Raw genomic sequence first — 21,085 nt, 5'->3', positions numbered from 1 at the left:
ACACCCGAAGCCGAGAGAGGCTGGTGCTACCGATCTCGAATGCGCCACTCCTCGGCGAGGAGCGCGTAGCCGAAGCTGTCGACCCAGCCGAGTTCGGTATGCCATTCATCGGCGATCCCATGGCGCTCGCGCCGCATGCCCGCATGTTCGAGGGCCCGCACCGAGGCGATGTTCGCGGCGGTGCATGCCGCGGTGATCCGACGTAGCCCGAGGCTCTCGAAACCAGCGCGGAGCAGCTCCGGGACGATGGTGGTCGCGATCCCTTGTCTCCAGCGGTCGGGACGGACGATGTAGCCGATCACACCTTCCGTACCGCGAGGCCTCCCGGGCTGGCCGGTTCCGTCGACCGCGTCGAGGAACGCCATGGCGACGACTGCTCCCTCCCTCACGACGACACACGAGAAGTCGGTCGTCGACGTCGATAGTCCGGCGAGCTCAGTCCGGAGAACGTCTGGATCAACACGGGTGCGGACCATGAATCGATTGACCTCGGGGACGTTGCGAAAGGCGACCACCTGTTCGGCGTCCGCGCGGGTTGGCACCCGGAACTCGAGATCGCAAACAGAAGAAGGCCAGGGCGAGATCACGGTGTCACACTCTCACAGAACGTCGGTGTCGCTCGACCCCGTCGGGTCATGGCCGATCGGTCCGTGGCGCCAGGGGGAGGCGGAATGGCCCGACCCTCGCCGGAGAAGATGAGCTGACGCGATGACGTCGACGACGCGATCGATCTGACCCAGCGGAATGCTGCTCAGGGTAAGGAAGACGCCTTGAGGTCCCGGTGTCGTGCGCACGGTGCTGAGTGATCTGATTGCCAGGCCGGCGCGTTTCGCAGAGGCACTCAGGGCTCGCTCGTCGACAGCGAGCAGGATCGCGACGGTTGAGCCGGCGGCATGGGGGAAGAGATACGCCTCGGGCACCGTCGACGCGAGAGAGTCCCTGACGAGGGCATATTTGGTGGCGAGGATTCTGCGCTGCTGCCGCAGATGCCGGTCGTAGGTGCCGTTCTCCATGATGTGCGACAGGGCGATCTGCAGAAATGCGGGTGAGCTCAGACCCGTGACGTCGCGAAGCTGCGCGAGTCGGGTCGACAGCACCGCGGGCGCGACGATCCATCCGAGGCGCAGGGCGGGGGACAGCGACTTCGACACGCTCGAGGTGTACAGGACGACATCGGGGCCGAGCGGCTGCAGGGGCGGCGGGACGGGCCCTGTCGCGGACAGCTCACCGGAGTAGTCGTCCTCGATGATGAGGCTGCCCGTGGAGCGAGCCCAGGCGATCAGCTCCCGTCGGCGTCTGCCACTCAACGGGACCCCTGTCCGGTAGTGCTGAGCGGGCGTGAGGAGGGCGACAGTCCGTCGTCTCGGGAGACTGTCCACGATCGCGCCTTCGTCGTCGACATCGACGGTATGGACATGTGTGAAGCCGAAGTCGAGCGTGCGTCGGACGGAACGGGAGTTCAACTCTTCGACGAAGACGTCGGTGAAGCCTGGTTCGCGAAGCAGGAGGGAAAGCAGATGCAGGGCTCCGGAGACGCCCGCGGTGATGACGATCTCCTCCGTGGAAGCACGGATGCCGCGATAGTCGGCGAGCCGACTGCGTATGGCGCGTCGAAGCGGCAGTTCGCCCTGAGCGTCGCCGTAGGCCAGATGCGTCCCATCGGCGATGGCGGCATCGAGGGCCTTCACCCATGCCCGGCGGGGGAAGGCCTCCAGATCGGGGGAACCCGAGGACACTGCCTGAAGTGTCTCGGTGGTCGGTGTGTGAGCGGGGACCGTCGCCGCGACAAATGTTCCTGCGCGGGGCGAAGAGACCAGTATCCCGATGGCGACGAGCTGAGAGATCGCGGCCTGTACGGTACCGCGCGCGATCCCCAGCGCGGCTGACAGCTGCCGGGTCGAAGGGAGCTGATCGCCGACCGCGAGGCGTCCCGAACGGATGGCGTCTTCGATCAGTGCTACGGCCCGGGCGGCGCGTTGTCGCCGCCCGGGCGTGGGGCCAGGAGTTCCGTGATCTGCTTCTGGCTCAATGAGAATTGCCGAAACTGGCATAGTCGACCGACCCATGATCTGTGATCCTTGCATATGCGCCTGGGCGGCGGACACGCGAAGCGGCGCATGCCCTCCCGCGCACGAAGAGAAGTGAGACGTCATGGGGACGAGTGTTGCGGCGCCGAACGTCGAGGCCCTCTTCGGCGAACTGAGGCGACGGGCGGAGAGCATGCCGTACCGCGTCGAGCGGACGGCGCAGGGCGCGACCGTCGGGCTCGACATCGCGGATCTGCGGTATGTGACGTTGTGGTATCGACGGAGGCTGGCACTCGCATACACGGTCGCACTGGTCTTCGATGAGTCGCGCCTGACCTACTACCGCGAACAGTCTTCTCAGGAAATCCGCTACGCGATCGGAACGGGGGGCGAGGTGCTGGGGGCGGAGCTGGAGAAGTCGCGGACTCGGGGGACCGTCCACGAGATGCAACGCGGTGTCGTCGGCGGGATTCACGACGACGGGGACCTCTTCAAAGGGTACTCATTCGATTCGCGGGAGATCACGCGCTTCGTGGACGGCGTGATGGTCGAGTCCGGGTGGAGGCGCCGTATGGATCCTCACACGCGCTGGGGACTGGCGGGGGCGGTGGCCGGGGGAACGGTCGCCCTCCTCGCAGGTGGTTTCGCCGCGGTGGCGGCCATCGTGTTCGGAGGGCGATGACGTGATGTCGGAACGTCCGAAGACGAAGATGACCCTCCTGTCGAAGGTGATCATACGGTTCTTCCTCCTCACTTGGGCCGGCTGGATCGCGTGCTCGGCGGTTGCCGTCTACGCCTCACCGAGCCCGCCTCCCGCAGGCAGCGGAGGATTCGCGATCGTCCTTCAGGTCCTGGCCGTCGCGCTCACGGGGGCGACGCCTGTCGGTTGGGCGCTGACAGGCAGTCGAATCTTCGGCGTGGCGTTCTTGCTCGCGATCGTCCTCGCCATCTGGCGAAGCAGCAAGAGCCGATCCATCTCAGGGGGATCAAGAGCGGTCGAGAGCTCAGGCCGGGGCGAAACACATGACTAGGCGGAGACGGCGGCACGCTGTCGCCGCCGGAGTTCTCGTGGCGATCTCGCTCATCGGGCTGATCGGATTGTTGATGCAGATGTCCGTGGTCGGTTCGCTGCCCCCTGCCACCCCCGATGCCACGGGCACGCGACGAACGACGCTGTTCGCGCCGGTCGTCGGGCTCGTACTCGTGTGCTCCGTCTTCGTCTTGGCGCTCCTCGCGCTCGCCATCCGTGCCATCGTCAGGCCTCCGAGGCGGTGGATGTGGATCGCGGGCAGTGTGCTGGCTGTGACCGCACTCGCGATGCCATTCCTTGTCGCCGGGGTGGGGCGGCCGACGTTCTGACGGCGATCGGGCCGCTCAGCCCGCGGTTGGCCCACCGGTCCCGTATCGGTGGGCCTCAGGCCGCGGTGACGCGATCTGTGAAGTCTGCGATCGCGGCGACCATCTGCTGCAGGCCCGGATCTTCGAGGGGGTAGTGTCCGGCGTTCTCGAGTGAGACCTCTTCGACGGGGACCTTCGTGATCTTCGACAACACGGGAGTGCTCAGCGGGCGGGGGGACCAGCGGTCTTCGGCGGGCTGAGTCAGCAGCACCGGGCAGGCGTCGAAGTCGGCTGGCTCGACGGCGGGTGCGTAGTTCATGTAGGAGTCGAGGAACCTGATCGACATCGCGTTCGCCGCGGACGTCTTGTCCTTCATGAAGACCTTCATGGCGGACGGGTCGTTCGCCAGTGCCGACATCTTGGACGCCAGGGACATCGGGTACTTCTTCGCCCCCAGATGCGTGCGGGCGGCCAGCGCCATGAGCGGCGCACCGATCCGAGCGGTGAGCAGGTCGTGCGCGGTGTCATCGCGAACCTGCGGGACGCGCTCGTCGAGGAAGGTCATCCCGACGATGCCGGCGAGCATCCCCTTCGGGGCGGCCGCGGCGGTGTGATAGGTGAGCATGCCGCCGGCGCTCAGGCCGTAGAGGACGATGGGACGGGTGTCGCGGGTCTTCTCGAAGGCCAGGAAGTCGACGACCATGTTCACCCAGTCGTTGTAGTCCGGGTTGGTGCCGGGCTTGACGGCGGTCATCCCGTATCCGAGATTGTCGACCGCGACGACCTCGTAGCCGAGCGCGGCCAGCGGTGCGCCGAGGATCAGCGTCATCTGGCGCCCGTTCGTTCCCACGCCGTGGTGCAGGACCACCTTCGCCTTCGCGTCCGGGTTGCGGTAGCGGTCCAGGTGGATGGTGTGTCCGTTCCAGTCCCAGAAGTCCTCCTCCGGGGCCGTTGCATCGGTGAGGCGGAGGCGCTCCGGCAGGAACTCCTGAAGATCGCGCCACGCTTGCTGATCCTTGTAGTAATTCTTCGTGGTCATGATGACCCCTCTCGCTTCTTGATGACAAGAATGACACCAAGTGACAATCTTGTCAACCGACTAACATTGAGGGATGCAGATCCAATCCCTGTCGCAGCGCAAGCGGGAAGCGGTTCGCCGTGAGCTCACGGTGATCGCCGTCGATCTGTTCGCGCGCGACGGCTACGAGCAGACCACCGTCGACGCGATCGCCGAGGCGGCAGGCATGTCGAAGCGCACGTTCTTCCGCTACTACGCGTCCAAGGACGATGTCGTCATCGGCAAGTGGCAGACCATGGGGGACGACATCGTGACCCGCTTCCGCGGACGCGCCGCGGACGAGCCGCTCATCGACGCGTTGCGCGCCGCACTGGACGTGGTCGTCGAGCACTACGCCGACACGGCCCGTCAGAGCGCGTCGTCGGCGTTCGACCGCATCATCGCCGAGACCCCGCAGCTCTCCGCGCGCTTCCTCTACGAGGTGTCGACGATCGAGCAGCGGCTCGCCGCGGAGGCCGCGGAGACCCGCCCCGAGATTCCGCCCCTCCGGCTTCGAGCCCTGGTCGGGGCCGTCGGCGCATGCCTCCTCGCTGCGATGGCGGATGTGCTGCCCGAGCATCCGGAGGGGCTGGGCCGGGCCCTCGACCACGTGCTTGCCGAGACCGTGGTGCGCTGAACGCCGGTCCTCGGCCTCAGCTCCGGAGCGCCTCCGCGACCGTCAGCCCTGCGAACGGCGGGATGCCGAGTCCGGTCAGGCGGACGCGGTCGGCTGTGAGCTCCTCCGGGATCCAGTCCGTGCCGAACAGCGCCGCCGCGGCGGCGCCCGCGAGCGCGGGCAGGGCGGCGGCGTTCCGCGGCTGGGCGAGGGCGCCGAGCAAGAGGTCCTCGGCGCTCCCGGCGTTCGCGACGTGGGCGAGCAGGAAGCCGAAGGTCTCGGGCGCCGCGATCGGATAGCTGTAGATCCAGTCGCCCACCCGGGTGCTCAGCCGCCGCGCCCTGTCCAGGGGGCCCTGCGCCTCGGCGGCGACCTCCAGCGCGCTGTCCGCCATCCGGCGGCTCCAGGTGTTCTCCGGCAGCTGCGCGAGGGCGAGCGGCACGGCGTCCGCGGCGGACGCCCCGTCGAGAAGCGCGACGAAGAGCGCCGCAGTGGCACGCGCGCACCAGAGGCCGTCGAGGGAGTGGGTGACGGCGGCGTCGTCGCCCGCGGCGGAGACCGCGTCACCCGCGCCGAGCGTCGCGACCGCTCCGAGAGCACGCACAGTGGCGATGTCGTCGAAGTAGTGCGCGTTGTCATGACCTGACTGCGGGGGCACGGCCCCGCGGCGCAGGTTCTGCAGCGCGAGCGTGGTGCCGATCCGTGCGCGGAACCCCGACGCCGGGTCGGCGGCGAGCTCAGCGAGCTCGCGCCAGGAGGCCAGCCCGAGCCCGCGGGAGTGCTGGCGGGCCGAGAAGGCGAACCATTCGAGGTTCTCCCCGGCGCCGGGATGCAAGGTCGAGGGCGGCGCCGCATGGGTGAAGGGCCGCGGAACCGTGGTGGTGCGGCCATCGTCGCCGAGCTTGGCGAGGATGCGGACGCGGTTCACGCGCTTGGGCGGCAGGGCGTAGACCCGGAAGTCGGCGTTCATCGACGAGGAGCTCTCGCCGGCGGCGACGCCCCTGGTCAGCAGTTCGAGGACGGGGGTGGTCATGCGCGTGCCTCCTCGGCGATGCGGGTCAGGGCGTCGGCGGCATCGAGGGGATGGATGCCGCGCATGGAGCGGATGCAGGAGCCGGCGACGGGGCGCAGGCCGGCGACCCACTCGGCGGGCAGGTCGCCGATGCCCGAGATCGCTCCGCCGATGCATCCCGCGATCGCCGCGGTCGTGTCGGCGTCGCGCCCCATGTTGACGGCGAACAGGATGCTGTCGGCGGCCCGGCCCCTGGCATGGAGCACGGAGGCCATGGCCAGGCCGACGGCCTCGGGGGCGAGGTCCGCCCAGAAGTAGTCCACCACGGCGAGGCGGTCGTGGAGGGCGAGTGCCAGGGCGTCGTCGTCCAGCCCCGAGTGCACGAGGTCCCTCGCGTCGCGGAGGTTCCTGGCCGTCCAGCTGTCCGACGGGATCGCCGCGACGCCGGCCTCGTAGCATGCCGCCGCGTCGGCGCCGGTGAGGGCTGTGGTCACCGCGACGGCGACCACGACGCCGGCCCAGATGCCCTCCGTGGTGTGGCTCACCGCGCCGTCCGCCTCGGCGAGACGTGCGGCGAGGGCGACGTCACCGTCGGCGACGATCCCCAGCGGGCTCACGCGCATCGCCAGGCCGTCGCTCCAGCCGTGCATGTTGTCGCCGCTCAGCGGCGGACGGATGCCGTGGCGCAGGTTGTCGATCGCCGCCATCTCGCTGAATCCGCCGCCCTTGAAGTCGTCGGCCTGCGGGAGCACGTCCTCGATCCAGGTCTGCGCGAAGTCGTCCGCGGTCGCGCCCACGCCCACCCGCTGCACCGTCTTCGCGGTCAGCAGCGCGTACTCGGTGTCGTCGCTGCCCGCGGGCTCCGGGTCGAGATAGCCGGTGACGCGGCCGTGGGCCGCCTGGATCTCGGCGGCGGAGAAGCCCTCGACCGGACGGCCGATCGCGTCGCCGATCGCCAGACCGGCGAGCGAGCCCCGCGCGCGGTCCTGGAGGCTCAGCAGGGGAGAAGTCATGGGGTTCCTCGTCTCTGGGGTGTCAACGATGGGGTGTGAGCGCTGCGGTGCGACGGGCGAGATCGTCGATCTCGACGCCGTCGAGCCCGGGGAGGCTCGTGGCGATGCGGTTCTTGAGGGGAGCGGTGAGGTGGGCGGGAAGGGCGGTGAAACCCCTGAGTCCGCCGAGGACGGATCCGACCGTCGCCCCCGCGGAGTCGGTGTCCCATCCCGCGAGCACGGCGAGGGGCACCCCTCGCGCGAGCTCTCCGCCGCTGCGGGCGAGGGCGAACGCGATGAGCGCGGCGTTGTTGACGGTGTGCACCCAGTGCAGGTGCCCGTAGGTCGCGTGCAGATCGTCCAATGCGGCGGCGTCGTCGAGGCCCGAGCGTCCCAGGTCGGCGCCGTGCGCGATCGCCTCCGCGAGGCGGCTGTCCGCGGGCACGGCGGTCGCCGCGAGCGCGAGCACCTCGTCGACCGACGCGGCGACGAGGGACGCCGAGGTCAGTGCGGCCGCCCACATCGCCCCCCACAGTCCGTTCCCGGTGTGGCTGAGCCGGGCATCCGTCCACGCCATGCGGGCGGCCTCGGCGATGTCGCCGGGGTTGATCCAGCCGTAGACGTCCGTGCGGATCAGCGCCCCGATCCACTCGCGGAAGGGGTTGCGCACCCGTGCGGCCTCGTCGGGGCGCCACCCGTCGAGCAGGTTGCGGTACGCGATCCGCTCCGCCGTGAAGGTCCGTCCGGCCGGGAGGTCCTGCAGCCACGCCTGTGCGACGTCGTCCGTCGTGAAGCCGCGCCCGGCGGTCTCCAGCACACGCAGGTTGAGCAGGGGGTAGTTGAGGTCGTCGTCCTCCGGCATCCCGTCGATGTTCTCGACGAGGGAGTTCACCGCGGACCGGCGGTTCCAGGGCCATCGGCGTGACACGTCCTCCGGCAGCCCCACCGCCGTGAAGTAGTCGGCCAGCGGCCAGCGCCCGGTGGCGCGGAGGATCTCCTCGATGCCCTCCCGCGGGATCTTCTCGACGGGTTTGCCCCACAGGCAGCCCGCCGACCGTCCGGCCCAGGCGCCGTGGATGCGCTCCTGCAGGGCGTCCGGAGCCGGGGCCGCGAGCGGCGCCGGCAGGTCGAGCATCGCCTGCACGCCGCCCCAGTCACGGGGCTCGTCCTCCGCCGCGGGGACCGCATCGAGCGCCTCGAGCAGCTCGCGGGCGAGCGCGCGCAGCTCGTCGGAGGGCGCCTCGGGCGTCGCCCCGCCGCGCACCGGCTCGAGCGCCCCGCCGGCGTCGTCCCAGCGCGCGATGATCGCGTCGACCTCCTTGCCCTCGGCGCGGGCCTGCACCAGCTCATGGGGGAGGAGGTCCTCCGGCTGGGCCCAGGTGAGCCGCATCACGCCTCCCGCAGCGCGGCGACCCGACGCAGCTCGGCCTCGGCGCGGGCGATGTCGCGGGTCATGACCTCTTCGGCCACATCCGATAGGAGCGCCGCGTACTCGTCGAAGTCCACGCGGCTCGCCTCCGCGATCCGGTCGAGGATGTCGGAGGGGATCGACGCGCTCCCGCCGATGCCGGCTGCGAGGCTTCCGGCCATCGATGCGATCGAGTCGGAGTCCCTGCCGTAGTTCACCGCCCCCAGCACGGTGGGGAGGAACGCCCCGTCGTATGCGACGAGGAAGCCCAGCGCGACCGGGAGCTCCTCGATCGACTTGGTGCGGGAGGGAGTGCGCGCATCCATGAGGGGTTCGCGGTACGCCTCGCCGACCGTGTCGAACGGGCGGATCGCATCGCGCAGGGCGGTCCCGATCGCGTCGTCGTCGGCATCCGCGGGGAGGGCGCGGGCGGCATCGACGACGGCGCGGATCGCGGCGGCCGTCCCGTCCTTCGCGACCTCCAGCGCAGCCTCGATGACCGCGTCGACGCCCGCCCCCGGCGCGACCGATGCGGCGACCGCGGCGGCGAACACCCCGGCGGCTTCGCGGCCGTAGCTCGACTGGTGCGCGCCCGCCACGTCGATCGCCTCGACGTAGGCGGCGCGGGGGTTGCCCGCGTTGACGATGCCCACCGGCGCCATGTACATCGCGGCGCCGCAGTTGACGACGTTCCCGACGCCTGCCTCCCGAGGATCGACGTGTCCGTACTGCAGACGCGTCACCAGCCACTTCTCCGCGAGGAAGATGCGCTGCAGCAGGATCGACTCGCGTTCGAGCTCAGGGATCCAGCGCAGCTCGGTCTGCAGCAGCGGCACCAGCGACTCCGCCACCGCGAAGGCGTCGATGTGGTCGCGTCGCTCGGCGTAGACGCGGATGAGCGCCTGGGTCATGAGGGTGTCGTCGGTGATGTGGCCGTCGCCCTTGTGGTACGGGCTCACCGGCCTGGCCGTCTGCCAGTCCAGGTGGTACGGCGGCACGATCCCGGTGATCCTGCCCCCGTATCGCTCCTTGATCTTCTCGGGGCTGAACCCCTCTGCGGCCCCGCCCAGGGCGTCGCCGATGGCCGACCCCGCCAGCACGGCCGCCGTGCGTTCCCGAATCCAGCTCATGCCATTCCTCTCGTCTGCGGTGGGGCGGATGCCGGGCACCCGCCCCACCGTCGTCAATCGTTGACCTGCGCCCAGCCCTTGTCGAGCTCGGATGCGAGTCCCTTGTCGTCGATCTCGCCGCCCAGGAACTTCTGGAACGCCGGGGTCGCGACGGTGTCCTTCCAGCGGACGAAGCCGTTGGCCTGCAGGAACGCCGGTCCCTGGAGCCCCTCGGACGACTTCACGATCTCGGGCCAGCCGTTCTTGTCCGCCGTCTGCTTCGCGAGCGCTTCGCGCGCGGACTTCGTCGTCGGGAGCAGCCCGTCGGCGATGTTCATCTTCACAAGGTTGTCGGTCTTCATGAAGTAGTCGAGGAACTTCGCCGCCTCCTTCGGATGCGCCGAGTCGACGTTGATCGATAGCGTCTGCGGGTTGGCGGCCTGCACCGCGCCCTTGGTGCCCGCGAGCGGCGGGAGGACGATCCAGTCCATGTCCGCCGGTGCGTCCGTCGCGATGTTCGCCACCTGGTACGAGCCCTGCACGGTCATCGCGGCCTTACCCGCGTAGAACGTCGCCAGCACGTCGGAGCCCGACTGGGTGACGCCGATCGGGTCGACGGACCCGGCCTTGATCATGTCGCGCACCCGGTTGGGCACCTCGAGGTCGGCGTCCGCGACCGCGACCTTCATGCCCTCGCCCTTGCCGGTGAAGTACTCCGAGCCGAAGCCCATCCCCAGGCTCATGAACGCGGCGGTGGGGCTCTTCAGCCCCCAGGTGATGCCGTGCACGTCGCCGGAGGTGGTCGCGGCGGCGATCTCGGCGAGCTGGTCCCAGCTCATCGAGTCGCCGGTCGGGATCTCGACGCCGGCGGCCTCGAGCAGCTTCTTGTTCGCGAACACGACGTAGGTCTGCAGTTCCGTCGGAGCGCCGATGATCTGGTCGTCGACGGTGACCGATTCGAGCACGCCCGGATCGATGTCGTCGAGGGTCTCCTTGCTGAGGAGGTCGCCGAGATCGGCGACATAGCCGTCGCGGGCGAACGGCACGATGCCGAGCACCTCGTAGTGGATGATGTCCGGGGCGACGCCGCCGGCGAACTGGGTCGTCAGCTTGTCGTCGAGGCTGTCGGTGGGGGCCTGGACGATCTTGACCTGGATCTCGGGGTTGTCGGCGTTCCAGGCGTCGACGATCTCCTTCGTCGCCTGGATGGCGGCGGGCTGGTCGGAGAAGGACTGGAACGTGATCGAGACCGGCTTGCCGTCGCCGCCGTCGGGCTTGTCGCCGCCCTGCGTGCAGGACGTGAGGGTCAGGGCCGTCACGGCCGCCGCCGCGAGCGCGATGGACGCGCGATGAAGCTTCTTCACTTCATACCTCTTTCTCTTCGGTGATCGGGTGTTGCGGAGGGACTTGCGGATCTAGCCCTTGACGGCGCCGGAGAGCAGGCCGGTCGCCAGGCGCTTCTGCAGCAGCGTGAAGAACACGATGCTGGGGATGCTCGAGAGCAGCGCTCCGGCCGCGAGCGGTCCGACGGCGACCTTGCCCTCACCGCCGACGAAGGTGCTGAGCGCGATGGGCAGGGTGTAGTTCTCGGGTGACTGCAGGAGCACGAGGGCGAAGAAGAACTCGTTGTACGCCGAGACGAAGCTGAACATCGCGGTCGCGGCGAGCCCGGGCATCAGGAGCGGGAAGACCACCCGCTGCAGGGTGCGCGCCTTGTTGGCGCCGTCGATCGCCGCCGCCTCTTCGACGTCGTAGGGGATCGCGGCGACGTAGCCCTGCAGCATCCACAGTGAGAACGGCAGCGTGTACACGGAGTACACGACGACGAGTCCCAGCAGCGAGTCGACGAGTCCGACCGCGCGGAGGATGAAGAACAGCGGGATGACGATCAGGATCACCGGGAAGATCTGGCTGACCAGGATGTAGCCCACGCCGATCGAGCGGAGCTTGCCCTGGTACCTGGCCATCACGTAGGCGCCGGGGATCGACAGCAGCGTGACGACGATCGTCGTGGCGATGGCGACGAGGAGGCTGTTGCCCGCGGCACGCACGAGCCCCTGCCTCTCGAACGCCGCGATGAAGTTGTCGATCGTGGGCTGGAGCGGGAAGAGGTTGACGGCGAGGGAGTTGATCTCGGCCGAGGACTTGAACGCCGTCGAGATCAGCCACACGAGCGGGAAGCCGAGGAAGACCAGGAACCCGGCGAGTGCGACGTACTGCAGGATGCGGACGACCGGCTTCTTCATCGGGCGCTCCTCTCGGGTCGGAGCTGTCGCCAGAGCGCGATCACCAGGATGACGATGAGGAAGACGACGATCACGTCGCCCATCGCCGCCGCGCCGCCGGTGTTGCGCGTCTTGAACGCCTCGAGGTAGGTGAACAGCATCGGCAGCATGGTGCGGCCGCCCGGACCGCCCTCGGTCATCACGTAGACGATGCCGAACGAGTTGAAGTTCCAGATGAAGCTGAGGCTGGCGATCGAAAAGATCACCGGACGCAGTGCGGGGAGGGTGACGTTCACGAAGCGCCGCCAGGTGCCGGCGCCGTCGACGGCGGCCGCTTCGAGGAGCTCGCCGGGAACCTGCTGCAGACCGGCGAGCAGCACCACGGTGTTCTGCGGCATCCCGACCCAGACTCCGACGAGGATCACGGCGGGGAGCGCCAGCCCGAAGTCGCCGAGCCAGTTGATGTTCTGGGGGCCGCCGAGCGCTTCGATGAGCCAGTTGAGCGGTCCGTTGGTGGGGGAGTAGATCATCTGCCACATCACGGCGACGACCACCGGGGGCATGGCCCAGGGGATGAGCGCGAGCACCCGGGTGATCCCGCGGAAGCGCAGATTGGTGTTCAGCAGCAGGGCGAGGCAGAGGCCTCCCACGACCTGCAGCGCGGTGACGGTGACCGCCCAGATCATCCCGATGCCGAAGGACTGCCAGAACTGCACGTCGGATCCGAGCTTGATGAAGTTCTCGAAGCCGATGAACTGCACGTCGTGGTTGCGTGCGAGCCGGGAGTCGGTGAAGGCGGTCGCGACGCCGATGACCAGCGGGACCACGCTGAGCAGGAGGATCGGGAGCAGCGTCGGGATGACGAGCCCGATCGCCTCGTTGCGCTTGCTGCGGGCGAGCCCGCCGTTGCGCGGCGCGGTCGCGGCGGGGCGGGCGGTCGTGCGGACGTCCGTGCTCATGCGGCCTCTCCGATCGTCGACGCCCGGATCACGAGCGTGGCGTCGACCGTCTCGCGCTGCGTGGGGCGGGCGGGGTCGGCGAAGCGCGCGCTCAGCATGCGTGCCGCGATCCGTCCGCGTCGTTCGGACTGGAGCGAGACCGAGGTGAGCGGGGGGCTGAACAGAGCGGCGAGCTCGGTGTCGTCGATCCCGGTGACGGCGACGTCCTCCGGTACGCGGAGTCCGCGCCGGCGGAGCGCGTCGATCGCACCGATCGCGATGAGGTCGTTCGCGCACACGATCGCATCGATCGGGGAGGCCTCCTCGCTGGTGGCCGTCAGCAGCCGCTCGGCCGCCTCGACACCGGCGCCCACGGTGAAGTCGGTCGCCGTGATCTGCATCGCGTCGGTGCGCGGCAGCGCGTGCCTCTGCGCTGCCGCCGCGAAACCCGCTCGACGGGCGGAGCCGGGATTGGTGTTGCCGGGGCCGTTGATCACGCCGATCCGTGTGCGGCCGATGCCGACGAGGTGGTCGACGACCATCCCGACGGCGACGGCCGAGTCGACGAAGACGCTGTCGATGCCGAGATCCGAATGCAGGGTGCCGATCACGACGACCGGGACCACGGTGTCGGCGAGGGCCTGCCGCAGCGAGGGAGTGACCCGCAGCGGGGAGATGATGAGACCGTCGCCGGCTCCCATGCTGAGCATCCGGACGAGCTCGACGGTCTGGTCGGGGCGGCGACCGGTGGACGAGACGCTGAGGCGCGCGGTCTCGCCGAGCTCCTCCTCGATCGCGCGCAGCATCTGCACGTAGTTCGGGTTGCCGATGTCGTCGACGGCGAAGACCACCTGGCGGCGACCGCCGAGGCGCAGGGCGCGTGCGGTGGCGTCCGGGAGGTAGCCGACGCGCTTCGCCGCGGCACGTACCTTGCGGACCATCTCGGGGCTCGCGGACTGCCCGGTGAGCGCTCGCGAGGCCGAGGCGAGGGAGACGCCGGCTGCGGCGGCGACCTCGTGGAGTGTCGGCTTCGTCCCCATGGTTCTCCTCGTCGAGTGGAAACGTTTACAGCGACCGTCATTGGAAACGTTTCCAAATCGGCGCTGTTCGGGCTGCAGGGAATCTAGGAGAGCGACGGCGGGATGTCAAGGCCGTCTCGTCGAGAAGCCCTACGGGTGCGCGAGGCGCAGGATCCGCTCCGCGCGTCCGCGCATCGCCGGGTCGACCATCTCGCCCGAGCGCAGGGTCGTGACGCCTCCGCTCCGCAGCGCGGCGATCACCTCCTCGGCCCAGGCGACCTCGTCGTCGGAGGGGGCGAACACCGCGGCGATCACCGGCAGCTGCGCGGGATGCACCGCCATGCGCCCGAACAGTCCGAGCTGCGCGGCGCCCCGGGTGTCGGTCGTCAGTCCGTCGAGATCGCGGATCCCGGGGTACACCGACGCCATCGGCGCCGGGAGCCCCGCGGCGCGCGCGGCGAACACCGCCGTGAGCCGGGCGTGATCGAGCACGGCCTGCCCGCCGCCGAGCTCGCTGCGCAGGTCGCTCTCGCCGAGCGCGATCGCCGTGACCGCCGGGTGCTCGGCGATTCGGAGCGCGGCGAGCACCCCGCGGGCCGTCTCGAGGAGCGCCGTCACGGGCCTTCCCGGTGCGAGCGCGGCGACACGGTCGAGCACGGCGACGTCCTCGACCTTCGGCAGCCGGAGGCCGACGGCGAGCGGCAGCTCCGCCACCGCCCGGAGGTCGTCGTCGTCCCCGTCGTTGACCCTCACCTCGAGAGCGGGGGCCGCCGGAGCCGTCTCGCGCAGGTGGTCGCGCACGGCCTCCCTCGCCCTTCCCTTGTCCGCCACGGGCACGGCGTCCTCGAGATCGAAGACGACGAGGTCGGCGCCGCTCGCCCGCGCGGAGCCGAACCGGTCTGGCCGGTTCCCGGGCACGTAGAGTCCGGTGCGATGCATCACACGGCTCCGTTCCGTCGCAGTGCGGCGATCTCGGCGGCGGAGTATCCGGCGCCCCGCAGCACCTCATCGGTGTCGGCGCCATGGGGACGCCCGGTCCAGCGGATCGACCCGGGGGTGCGGGAGAGGCGGAACAGCACGTTCTGCATCGCGACCTCGCCGAGCTCGTCGTCGGGCATCCGCACCACCGTGCCGAGCGCCTGGTACTGCGGATCCTCCACGACCCCGCGCACGTCGTACACCGGCGCGATCGCGGCGGAGGCCGCCTCGAACGCGGCGATCACCTCATCGGCGTCGTGCGCGCCGATCCAGGACTGCACGGCGTCGTCGAGCTCGTCGGCGTGCAGCGCACGTTCGTGTCCGGAGCCGAACCACGGCTGCGCGATCAGCTCGGGGCGGCCCACCAGCGTCATCACGCGCTCCGCGATCGACTGGGAGCTGGTCGACACCGCGAGCCAGACGCCGTCGCGGGAGCGGTAGACGTTGCGCGGGGCGTTGTTGACCGAGCGGTTCCCGGTGCGCGGCTGCACCGTCCCGAGCTGGTCCCAGGCGGTGATCTGCCCGCCGAGGAGCATGAGGATGGGCTCGATGATCGCCATGTCCACCACCTGGCCCCGCCCGTCGCGCTCGGCTCCCCGCAGGGCGGCCATCACCGCATAGGCCGTGGCGAGGGCGGCGACCCCGTCGGCCAGGCCGAAGGGCGGGAGCGTCGGCGGGCCGTCCGGGTCGCCGGTGAGCGCTGCGAAGCCGCTCATGGCCTCGGCCAGGCTGCCGAAGCCGGGCCGGCCGGAGTACGGTCCGAACTGCCCGAACGCCGTGACGCGGGCGAGCACCAGTCGCGGGTTGATCGCGAGGAGCCGGTCGGGGGAGAGCCCCCAGCGTTCGAGCGTGCCGGGGCGGAAGTTCTCGATCACGACGTCCGCGTCGGCGACGAGGCGGCGCAGCACCTCGGCGCCGTCCGGTGCGCTCAGGTCGACGGTCACGGTGCGCTTGTTGCGTCCGAGGGTCTTCCACCACAGATTGACACCTTCCTTCTGCGGACCGTGCCCGCGGGAGGCGTCGGGCCGCGCCGGGTGCTCGATCTTGATCACTTCGGCGCCGAAGTCGCCGAGGAAGGTCGCTGCGAGAGGGCCGGCGAAGAGCGTCGACACGTCGAGCACCCGCACTCCCTCCAGCGGCGGGGATGGAACGGTTCTCAGATCTTCGTCGGCCGGCACCGGGACATGATAGCCAGTGCGACCGGCGGAAGGAGGCTCGTCTTCTGCGGATCCGTGTTTCCCAGCTGATCCCGATCGACCTCCGGGCTGGTCCGCAACCGGGGCTGAGACGCTGGACACGACATCCGAGGGTGAAGCTGGGGGCTCACGCGCGGTGGCCTTGGGGGGCTGCGCGCGGGAATGGAGGAAGGCCGATGAAATCGCGGTCTCATGACCCGTATCGGACGCGGTGGTTCCGCCGCGAGATCGCCGGCGCGCCGGTATGGATGATGCTCGGCGTGCTGGCGCTCATCGCCGCCGTCGTCGTGCTCTATCTGTGGAAGCACTGACGCACGGCATCCGCGCTCCGGAGATCGAAAATGCTGCTCCCAAGCCCTTCCGGGAGGCCTTTTCGATCTCCGAAGCGCGTGGCCGTCAGCCCGCGCAGGTCGGGCGGTCGGCGGTTTGGCCCTTCGTGTCGGGAGGGAGCGTCTCCCCGCCGGACGGACCGCCGGTGGAGGGCGCGGTCGTCGCGGGGGCCTTCGGGCCCTCCGCCGGCGGGGTCTGCAGGACGACCGGCCGGTCGTTCCTCATCGCCTCGAACAGCGCGGCCGACTGCGAGGGGATCGGTTCGACGCGGTTGCGGTTCGCGGGGTAGTCGCGCACCGGCAGCTGCAGCAGCACCATCCGGTCGAGGGATACGTTCGCCAGGGTGCCCGCCAGCCCGACGAGGGCGCTCGGCGAGGAAAGGCCCTCGTCCACCTGGAGGGTGCGGCTCGCGGCATCGGCGAGCTGGAACAGCGCGACCGGGTTGGTGAGCGTCTCCGCGCTCTTCACCTTGCGGGCGAGCGCCGACAGGTAGATCTGCTGGGTGCGGATGCGTCCGAGGTCGCTGCCGTCGCCGATGCCGTGACGAGTGCGCACGAAGGCGAGCGCCTCCGCGCCCTTGATCGTGTGCGTGCCCGCCGAGAGGTGCAGCCCGGAGAAGCGGTCGTCGACGTCCTCGGCGAGGCAGACCTCGACTCCGCCGATCGCGTTGGTGATGTCGATGAATCCGTCGAAGTTCACCACGACGAAGTTGTCGATGGGGAGCTTGGTGAGCTGCGTGACCGTGTCGAGGGTGCAATAGGGGCCGATGTCGAACGTGCTGTTGATCTGCACGCGGTCCGCCGCGGGGTGGACCGTGCCGTCCTTCGAGGTGCACTCCGGGCGGGAGACCATGGTGTCCCGCGGGATGCTGACGAGGGTGGCGTCCGTGTGCTGCGCATTGATGTGGAGCAGCATCAGAGTGTCGGACCGGTCGCCGGAGATGTCGTCGTCGCCGTACTTGCCGCTGGTCAGGTCTGCGCGGCCGTCCGACCCCATGATCAGCAGATTCACCGGGCCGTTCCAGTCGGGGATCTTCGGAGCGTCCGCGGAGGCGCCGGGGCGCGTCACCGCATTGGAGGCGACGTTGCCGGTGACGCGGAGCGCGATCGCGACGACGACGGCGACCACGGCGAGGACCACGACGAGGAGCACGGCACCGATGATCAGGCCGATCCGGCGACGGCGACGCAGTGTGCGGCGGGGGGAGTCGGACATCGGATCGCCGATCGGGCCGTCGGCGGGGTCGGAGGGGCTGCGGAGCGGCTGGGGGCGTTTCATCCTCATCCGTTTCGGGGGACGGGTCCGCTCGGGGCGGAGGCTCGGGAGGGAGGCGGCCGCAAAGAATCACGGCTTGGTAACGGTCGTGACACTAGCAGCCCGGTCTTGACGATCTTCCGTGATCCCTGGGAGTCCGGTCGAGCCCCGGCGAGGCGGCACGAAGGCGGCCTCTCGCATGCAAGAGGCCGCCTTCGCGTGGTCGCGCGTTCTGCGCGGAGGTGAGTGTCAGAGCACCCGGATGTTGGTCGCCTGCATCCCCTTGTCGCCGCGCTCGGCGTCGAACTCGACCTTCTGCGCCTCCTCGAGGTTGCGGTGGCCCGATCCGACGATCGCGCTGAAGTGCGCGAACAGGTCGGCGGACCCGTCGTCGGGGGCGATGAAACCGTAGCCCTTGTCGGAGTTGAACCATTTGACGGTGCCAGTGGCCATGACGTCATTCCTTCGTTGTCTGGGACCACGGGAGTGATCCGTGAGACCGCGACGACGACGTCGCCGCGGGGTAGGGAGATGACTCGCCGAGGGGGCGGTCATCGAGATGTCGGCGGCGGAGCCGGACGCGAAGTCCTCCAGGAGCGCGCGGGCCCCTTCGAGGGTCTCGGCCACGCCGATGCCTTGACCGATCGGGCCGTGCACGGCGAAGGCACCGCCCATGTCGACGACGTGGCCGGCGTGCTCGCCGTCCAGGGTCGCCGCGTAGACGTCGTCCGCGGCCTGACGCCAGTGGAGAGGTGAAGCAGACGGGAAGAATCCCGATGAAGTGAAGATGAGTGAAATTCGATTCGTGCGTGTCGCCGTTGTCGGCCGCCATGGCCTTGGGGCGAGAGTCGGAAGGAGTCATGGGGGAGCCCTGTCCCGCACCATGAAGCGTGGATGCGCCGGATACCACCGGCCGCTGGTATTCAGCATACCCGACCATGCTGTGGGCTCGGTGAAAAGCGCGAGAACGCATCCCGGAAGTGCCGGGAAGGTGCGCTTTCGATCTCGCAACCGGCTCCGCACGCGGTTCAGGGGAGCAGGCCGAGGGTGCGCGCCCGGGTGACGGCCTCGGTGCGACGGTGAGCGTCGAGCTTGCGCATCGTGTTGCGGAGGTAGCCCTTGACGGTCTCGCGTTCGAGGCCGAGCCGTTCGGCGATCTCCAGGTTCGTGCAGCCCACCGCGACGAGCGCCAGCACATCGGTCTCCCGTGCGGAGAGCTGCACCGCGGGATCCGCGGCCGGCCTGCCGGACAGGCGCTCCACGATCGTGTCGATGCGCGTGCGGAGATCCTCGTCATCGATCTGATGGGCGAGCTCGCGCAGCTCGGCATGGGCCAGCCGCACCTCCTCCCATTCCGGGGTGGTCGGGGTCTCGCGGGCCGAGCGCATCAGCGCGGACGTCTCGAGCGTGCGCATCCGCCGATCCGTGGCCTCGTTGACCGCGATGTCGAAGGCCACGCCGCGCGCCGCATCCCTGATCGAGTCGAGCACCGCCGATCCGAACTGCGTCGAGGTGCGCAATGCGCCGTAGAGCACGGCCCGCACGGCGCCCTCGACGATGACCGGGGCGCCGACGATGCTGCGCAGCCGCTCCGCCGAGACGGCGGTGTCGTACTGGTGCGTGATGTGGGCGTTGGAGAGGTAGTCGGTGACGGTCGCGATCCGCGCGTCGGCGAGCACCCGCCCGCCCAGCCCGTTGCCGGCGCGGATCACCAGGCCGTTGAGCACCGTGGTGTCGGCGCCGGAGACGCGGGTGATCGCGAACTGCCGGGATCCCGGGGTGACCGCGCCGCCGAAGGCGACGTGCAGCGCGGGCTCGCGCCGCAGCTTCGTCAGGGCCTTCATCATCGGGGATTCCACGTCGACTCCCTCTCCCGGTGCTGCCACTGTGCCACCCGCCGGGGGTGAAGTCCACCCCCGAACGGGGCTGGCGACGGCGCCCCGGATGCCCGAAGGTGATCTCCATGCGCAATGAAGCCCATATCTCCTACTCGTCCGCTCCGTCGACGACGACGCTGCTCGGGCAGACCATCGGCCAGATGCTCGAGGCCGCCGCATCCGACTTCCCCGACCGTGAGGCGCTGGTGGAGGCCGCCACCGGGCGGCGATGGACCTTCGCCCGTCTGGATGCCGAGGCCGAGCACCTCGCCCTGGGACTGCTCGAGCGCGGTGTGGAGAAGGGCGACCGCGTGGGCATCTGGGCGCCGAACTGCGCCGAGTGGGTGCTCACCCAGTACGCGACGGCGAAGATCGGCGCGATCCTCGTGAACGTCAACCCCTCCTACCGCACGCACGAGGTCGACTTCGTGCTCCGTCAGTCGGGCATGCGGCTCGTGGTCAGCGCGGTCTCGTACCGCAGCTCCGACTATCGGGGGATGCTGCAGGAGGTCGGCTTCGACGAGGTGCTGTACATCGGCTCCGACGAGTGGGACGAGACCCTGCGCCGCGGCGCCGCCGCCGACCGGTCCCGGCTCGACGCGATCGCGGAGACCCTGGCCTTCGACGAGCCGATCAACATCCAGTACACGTCCGGCACCACGGGGTTCCCGAAGGGCGCGACGCTCTCGCACCACAACATCCTCAACAACGGCTTCTTCGTGGGGGAGGGCATCCGCTACACCGAGGAGGACCGGGTCTGCCTCCCCGTGCCGCTCTACCACTGCTTCGGAATGGTGATGGGGATCCTCGGCGCCCACAGCCACGGCGCCTGCATCGTGCTGCCGGCGCCCGGCTTCGACCCCGAGAGCACGCTGCAGGCGGTTCAGGACGAGAAGTGCACCTCGCTCTACGGAGTGCCGACGATGTTCATCGCCGAGCTGGCGCACCCCCGTTTCGGGGAGTTCGACTTCTCCTCGCTGCGGACCGGGATCATGGCCGGATCTCCGTGCCCGGTGGAGGTCATGGAGCGCGTCGTCGCCGAGATGCACATGCCCGAGGTGGCGATCTGCTATGGCATGACGGAGACCTCGCCGGTGTCGACGATGACCTCGGTGGACGACGACCTCGCCGCGCGCACCCAGACCATCGGCAGGGTGATGCCGCACGTCGAGGTGAAGATCATCGACGAGGAGGGGCGCGTGGTGCCGCGCGGCGTCCCCGGGGAGTTCTGCACCCGCGGGTACTCCGTGATGCTGGGCTACTGGGACGAGCCGGAGAAGACCGCCGAGGCGATCGATGCGGCGCGATGGATGCACACCGGCGACATCGCGATCATGGACGAGGGCGGCCGGCTGAACATCGTCGGGCGGATCAAGGACATGATCATCCGCGGCGGCGAGAACATCTACCCGCGGGAGATCGAGGAGTTCCTCTACCGGCACCCCGACATCACCGACGTGCAGGTGATCGGGGTGCCGGACGAGAAGTACGGCGAGGAGGTCATGGCCTGGATCGTCATGCGGCCCGGGGCGGAGCCCCTCACGGCCGAGGCGGTCAAGGAGTTCGCGACCGGGAGGCTGACGCACTTCAAGATCCCGCGCTATGTGCACCTCGTCGAGGCGTTCCCGATGACCGTCACCGGGAAGATCCGGAAGGTCGAGATGCGCGAGACCGCGATCGCCCTGCTGACGGAGCGCGCCCCGGTCTGA

Annotated in this window: 21 protein-coding genes; 5 read left to right on the top strand and 16 right to left on the bottom strand. The window is 69.7% G+C overall.

The window, feature by feature from the left end:
* Nucleotides 1–26: 26 nt before the first annotated feature.
* A complete protein-coding gene (locus ABWO84_RS09860) occupies nucleotides 27–542 on the bottom strand; it encodes a GNAT family N-acetyltransferase (RefSeq protein ID WP_353114360.1) in 516 nt (171 codons plus the stop codon).
* A 57-nt stretch (nucleotides 543–599) separates the two neighbouring features.
* The gene (locus ABWO84_RS09855; RefSeq protein WP_353114359.1) at nucleotides 600–2,153 is read right to left on the bottom strand and encodes an aminotransferase-like domain-containing protein; all 1,554 of its coding nucleotides are present in this window, start codon (nucleotides 2,151–2,153) and stop codon (nucleotides 600–602) included.
* On the opposite strand from ABWO84_RS09855, the gene ABWO84_RS09850 reads away from it, so the two are divergent.
* Both ABWO84_RS09850 and ABWO84_RS09845 read left to right on the top strand, forming a co-directional pair.
* Nucleotides 2,152–2,709 carry a hypothetical protein gene (locus tag ABWO84_RS09850; protein ID WP_353114358.1) on the top strand — a complete coding sequence of 186 codons (558 nt, stop codon included), beginning with the start codon at nucleotides 2,152–2,154 and terminating at the stop codon, nucleotides 2,707–2,709. The genes ABWO84_RS09855 and ABWO84_RS09850 overlap by 2 nt on opposite strands.
* A gap of 386 nt (nucleotides 2,710–3,095) precedes the next feature.
* On the top strand, nucleotides 3,096–3,386 hold the full coding sequence (locus ABWO84_RS09845) for a hypothetical protein (protein ID WP_353114357.1): 291 nt from the start codon (nucleotides 3,096–3,098) through the stop codon (nucleotides 3,384–3,386).
* Between the two features lie 55 nt (nucleotides 3,387–3,441).
* On the opposite strand, the gene ABWO84_RS09840 is transcribed toward ABWO84_RS09845, so the two are convergent.
* Nucleotides 3,442–4,404 (bottom strand): alpha/beta hydrolase, encoded by a 963-nt coding sequence (locus tag ABWO84_RS09840; RefSeq protein ID WP_353114356.1) that lies wholly within the window; start codon nucleotides 4,402–4,404, stop codon nucleotides 3,442–3,444.
* Nucleotides 4,405–4,477: 73 nt separating this feature from the next.
* On the opposite strand from ABWO84_RS09840, the gene ABWO84_RS09835 reads away from it, so the two are divergent.
* On the top strand, nucleotides 4,478–5,059 hold the full coding sequence (locus ABWO84_RS09835; protein WP_353114355.1) for a TetR family transcriptional regulator: 582 nt from the start codon (nucleotides 4,478–4,480) through the stop codon (nucleotides 5,057–5,059).
* Nucleotides 5,060–5,075: 16 nt separating this feature from the next.
* Here the strand turns inward: ABWO84_RS09835 and ABWO84_RS09830 are convergent, their stop codons facing one another.
* The 10 genes from ABWO84_RS09830 to ABWO84_RS09785 form a co-directional block, all read right to left on the bottom strand.
* On the bottom strand, nucleotides 5,076–6,071 hold the full coding sequence (locus ABWO84_RS09830; RefSeq protein WP_353114354.1) for an ADP-ribosylglycohydrolase family protein: 996 nt from the start codon (nucleotides 6,069–6,071) through the stop codon (nucleotides 5,076–5,078).
* Entirely contained in the window at nucleotides 6,068–7,063 is a 996-nt protein-coding gene (locus ABWO84_RS09825) for an ADP-ribosylglycohydrolase family protein (RefSeq protein WP_353114353.1), read from the bottom strand. The genes ABWO84_RS09830 and ABWO84_RS09825 overlap by 4 nt, the downstream gene beginning before the upstream one ends.
* 22 nt (nucleotides 7,064–7,085) lie before the next feature.
* Entirely contained in the window at nucleotides 7,086–8,432 is a 1,347-nt protein-coding gene (locus ABWO84_RS09820) for an ADP-ribosylglycohydrolase family protein (protein WP_353114352.1), read from the bottom strand.
* Nucleotides 8,432–9,580, bottom strand: coding sequence for an ADP-ribosylglycohydrolase family protein (locus tag ABWO84_RS09815; protein WP_353114351.1), 1,149 nt, complete (start codon nucleotides 9,578–9,580; stop codon nucleotides 8,432–8,434). Before ABWO84_RS09815 ends, ABWO84_RS09820 begins: the two co-directional genes overlap by 1 nt.
* A 53-nt stretch (nucleotides 9,581–9,633) precedes the next feature.
* Nucleotides 9,634–10,923 (bottom strand): ABC transporter substrate-binding protein, encoded by a 1,290-nt coding sequence (locus ABWO84_RS09810; RefSeq protein ID WP_353114350.1) that lies wholly within the window; start codon nucleotides 10,921–10,923, stop codon nucleotides 9,634–9,636.
* A gap of 51 nt (nucleotides 10,924–10,974) precedes the next feature.
* Entirely contained in the window at nucleotides 10,975–11,805 is an 831-nt protein-coding gene (locus tag ABWO84_RS09805) for a carbohydrate ABC transporter permease (RefSeq protein ID WP_353114349.1), read from the bottom strand.
* Complete coding sequence (locus ABWO84_RS09800) at nucleotides 11,802–12,743, bottom strand: carbohydrate ABC transporter permease (RefSeq protein ID WP_353114348.1); 942 nt, start codon at nucleotides 12,741–12,743, stop codon at nucleotides 11,802–11,804. Before ABWO84_RS09800 ends, ABWO84_RS09805 begins: the two co-directional genes overlap by 4 nt.
* Complete coding sequence (locus ABWO84_RS09795; RefSeq protein WP_353114347.1) at nucleotides 12,740–13,762, bottom strand: LacI family DNA-binding transcriptional regulator; 1,023 nt, start codon at nucleotides 13,760–13,762, stop codon at nucleotides 12,740–12,742. The genes ABWO84_RS09800 and ABWO84_RS09795 overlap by 4 nt, the downstream gene beginning before the upstream one ends.
* Nucleotides 13,763–13,891: 129 nt before the next feature.
* The gene (locus tag ABWO84_RS09790; protein WP_353114346.1) at nucleotides 13,892–14,680 is read right to left on the bottom strand and encodes an HpcH/HpaI aldolase/citrate lyase family protein; all 789 of its coding nucleotides are present in this window, start codon (nucleotides 14,678–14,680) and stop codon (nucleotides 13,892–13,894) included.
* A complete protein-coding gene (locus ABWO84_RS09785) occupies nucleotides 14,680–15,897 on the bottom strand; it encodes a CaiB/BaiF CoA transferase family protein (RefSeq protein ID WP_353114345.1) in 1,218 nt (405 codons plus the stop codon). The genes ABWO84_RS09790 and ABWO84_RS09785 overlap by 1 nt, the downstream gene beginning before the upstream one ends.
* 194 nt (nucleotides 15,898–16,091) lie before the next feature.
* Here ABWO84_RS09785 and ABWO84_RS09780 point away from each other — a divergent pair, with 194 nt between their 5' ends.
* On the top strand, nucleotides 16,092–16,226 hold the full coding sequence (locus ABWO84_RS09780) for a hypothetical protein (protein WP_353114344.1): 135 nt from the start codon (nucleotides 16,092–16,094) through the stop codon (nucleotides 16,224–16,226).
* Between the two features lie 85 nt (nucleotides 16,227–16,311).
* Here ABWO84_RS09780 and ABWO84_RS09775 read toward each other — a convergent pair whose 3' ends face one another.
* The 3 genes from ABWO84_RS09775 to ABWO84_RS09765 form a co-directional block, all read right to left on the bottom strand.
* Nucleotides 16,312–17,523 (bottom strand): LCP family protein, encoded by a 1,212-nt coding sequence (locus tag ABWO84_RS09775; protein WP_353114343.1) that lies wholly within the window; start codon nucleotides 17,521–17,523, stop codon nucleotides 16,312–16,314.
* 225 nt (nucleotides 17,524–17,748) lie between these two features.
* Nucleotides 17,749–17,952 carry a cold-shock protein gene (locus ABWO84_RS09770; protein ID WP_353114342.1) on the bottom strand — a complete coding sequence of 68 codons (204 nt, stop codon included), beginning with the start codon at nucleotides 17,950–17,952 and terminating at the stop codon, nucleotides 17,749–17,751.
* Between the two features lie 575 nt (nucleotides 17,953–18,527).
* Nucleotides 18,528–19,358, bottom strand: coding sequence for a helix-turn-helix transcriptional regulator (locus ABWO84_RS09765; protein ID WP_353114341.1), 831 nt, complete (start codon nucleotides 19,356–19,358; stop codon nucleotides 18,528–18,530).
* Between the two features lie 104 nt (nucleotides 19,359–19,462).
* On the opposite strand from ABWO84_RS09765, the gene ABWO84_RS09760 reads away from it, so the two are divergent.
* A complete protein-coding gene (locus ABWO84_RS09760) occupies nucleotides 19,463–21,085 on the top strand; it encodes an AMP-binding protein (protein WP_353114340.1) in 1,623 nt (540 codons plus the stop codon).

The sequence above is a fragment of the Microbacterium sp. genome (genome assembly GCF_040394595.1).
In the GTDB taxonomy this organism is placed as follows: Bacteria; Actinomycetota; Actinomycetes; order Actinomycetales; family Microbacteriaceae; genus Microbacterium.
The sequence above is the reverse complement of the archived record's forward strand: the minus strand, read 5'-3'. Positions and strand labels throughout refer to the sequence as shown.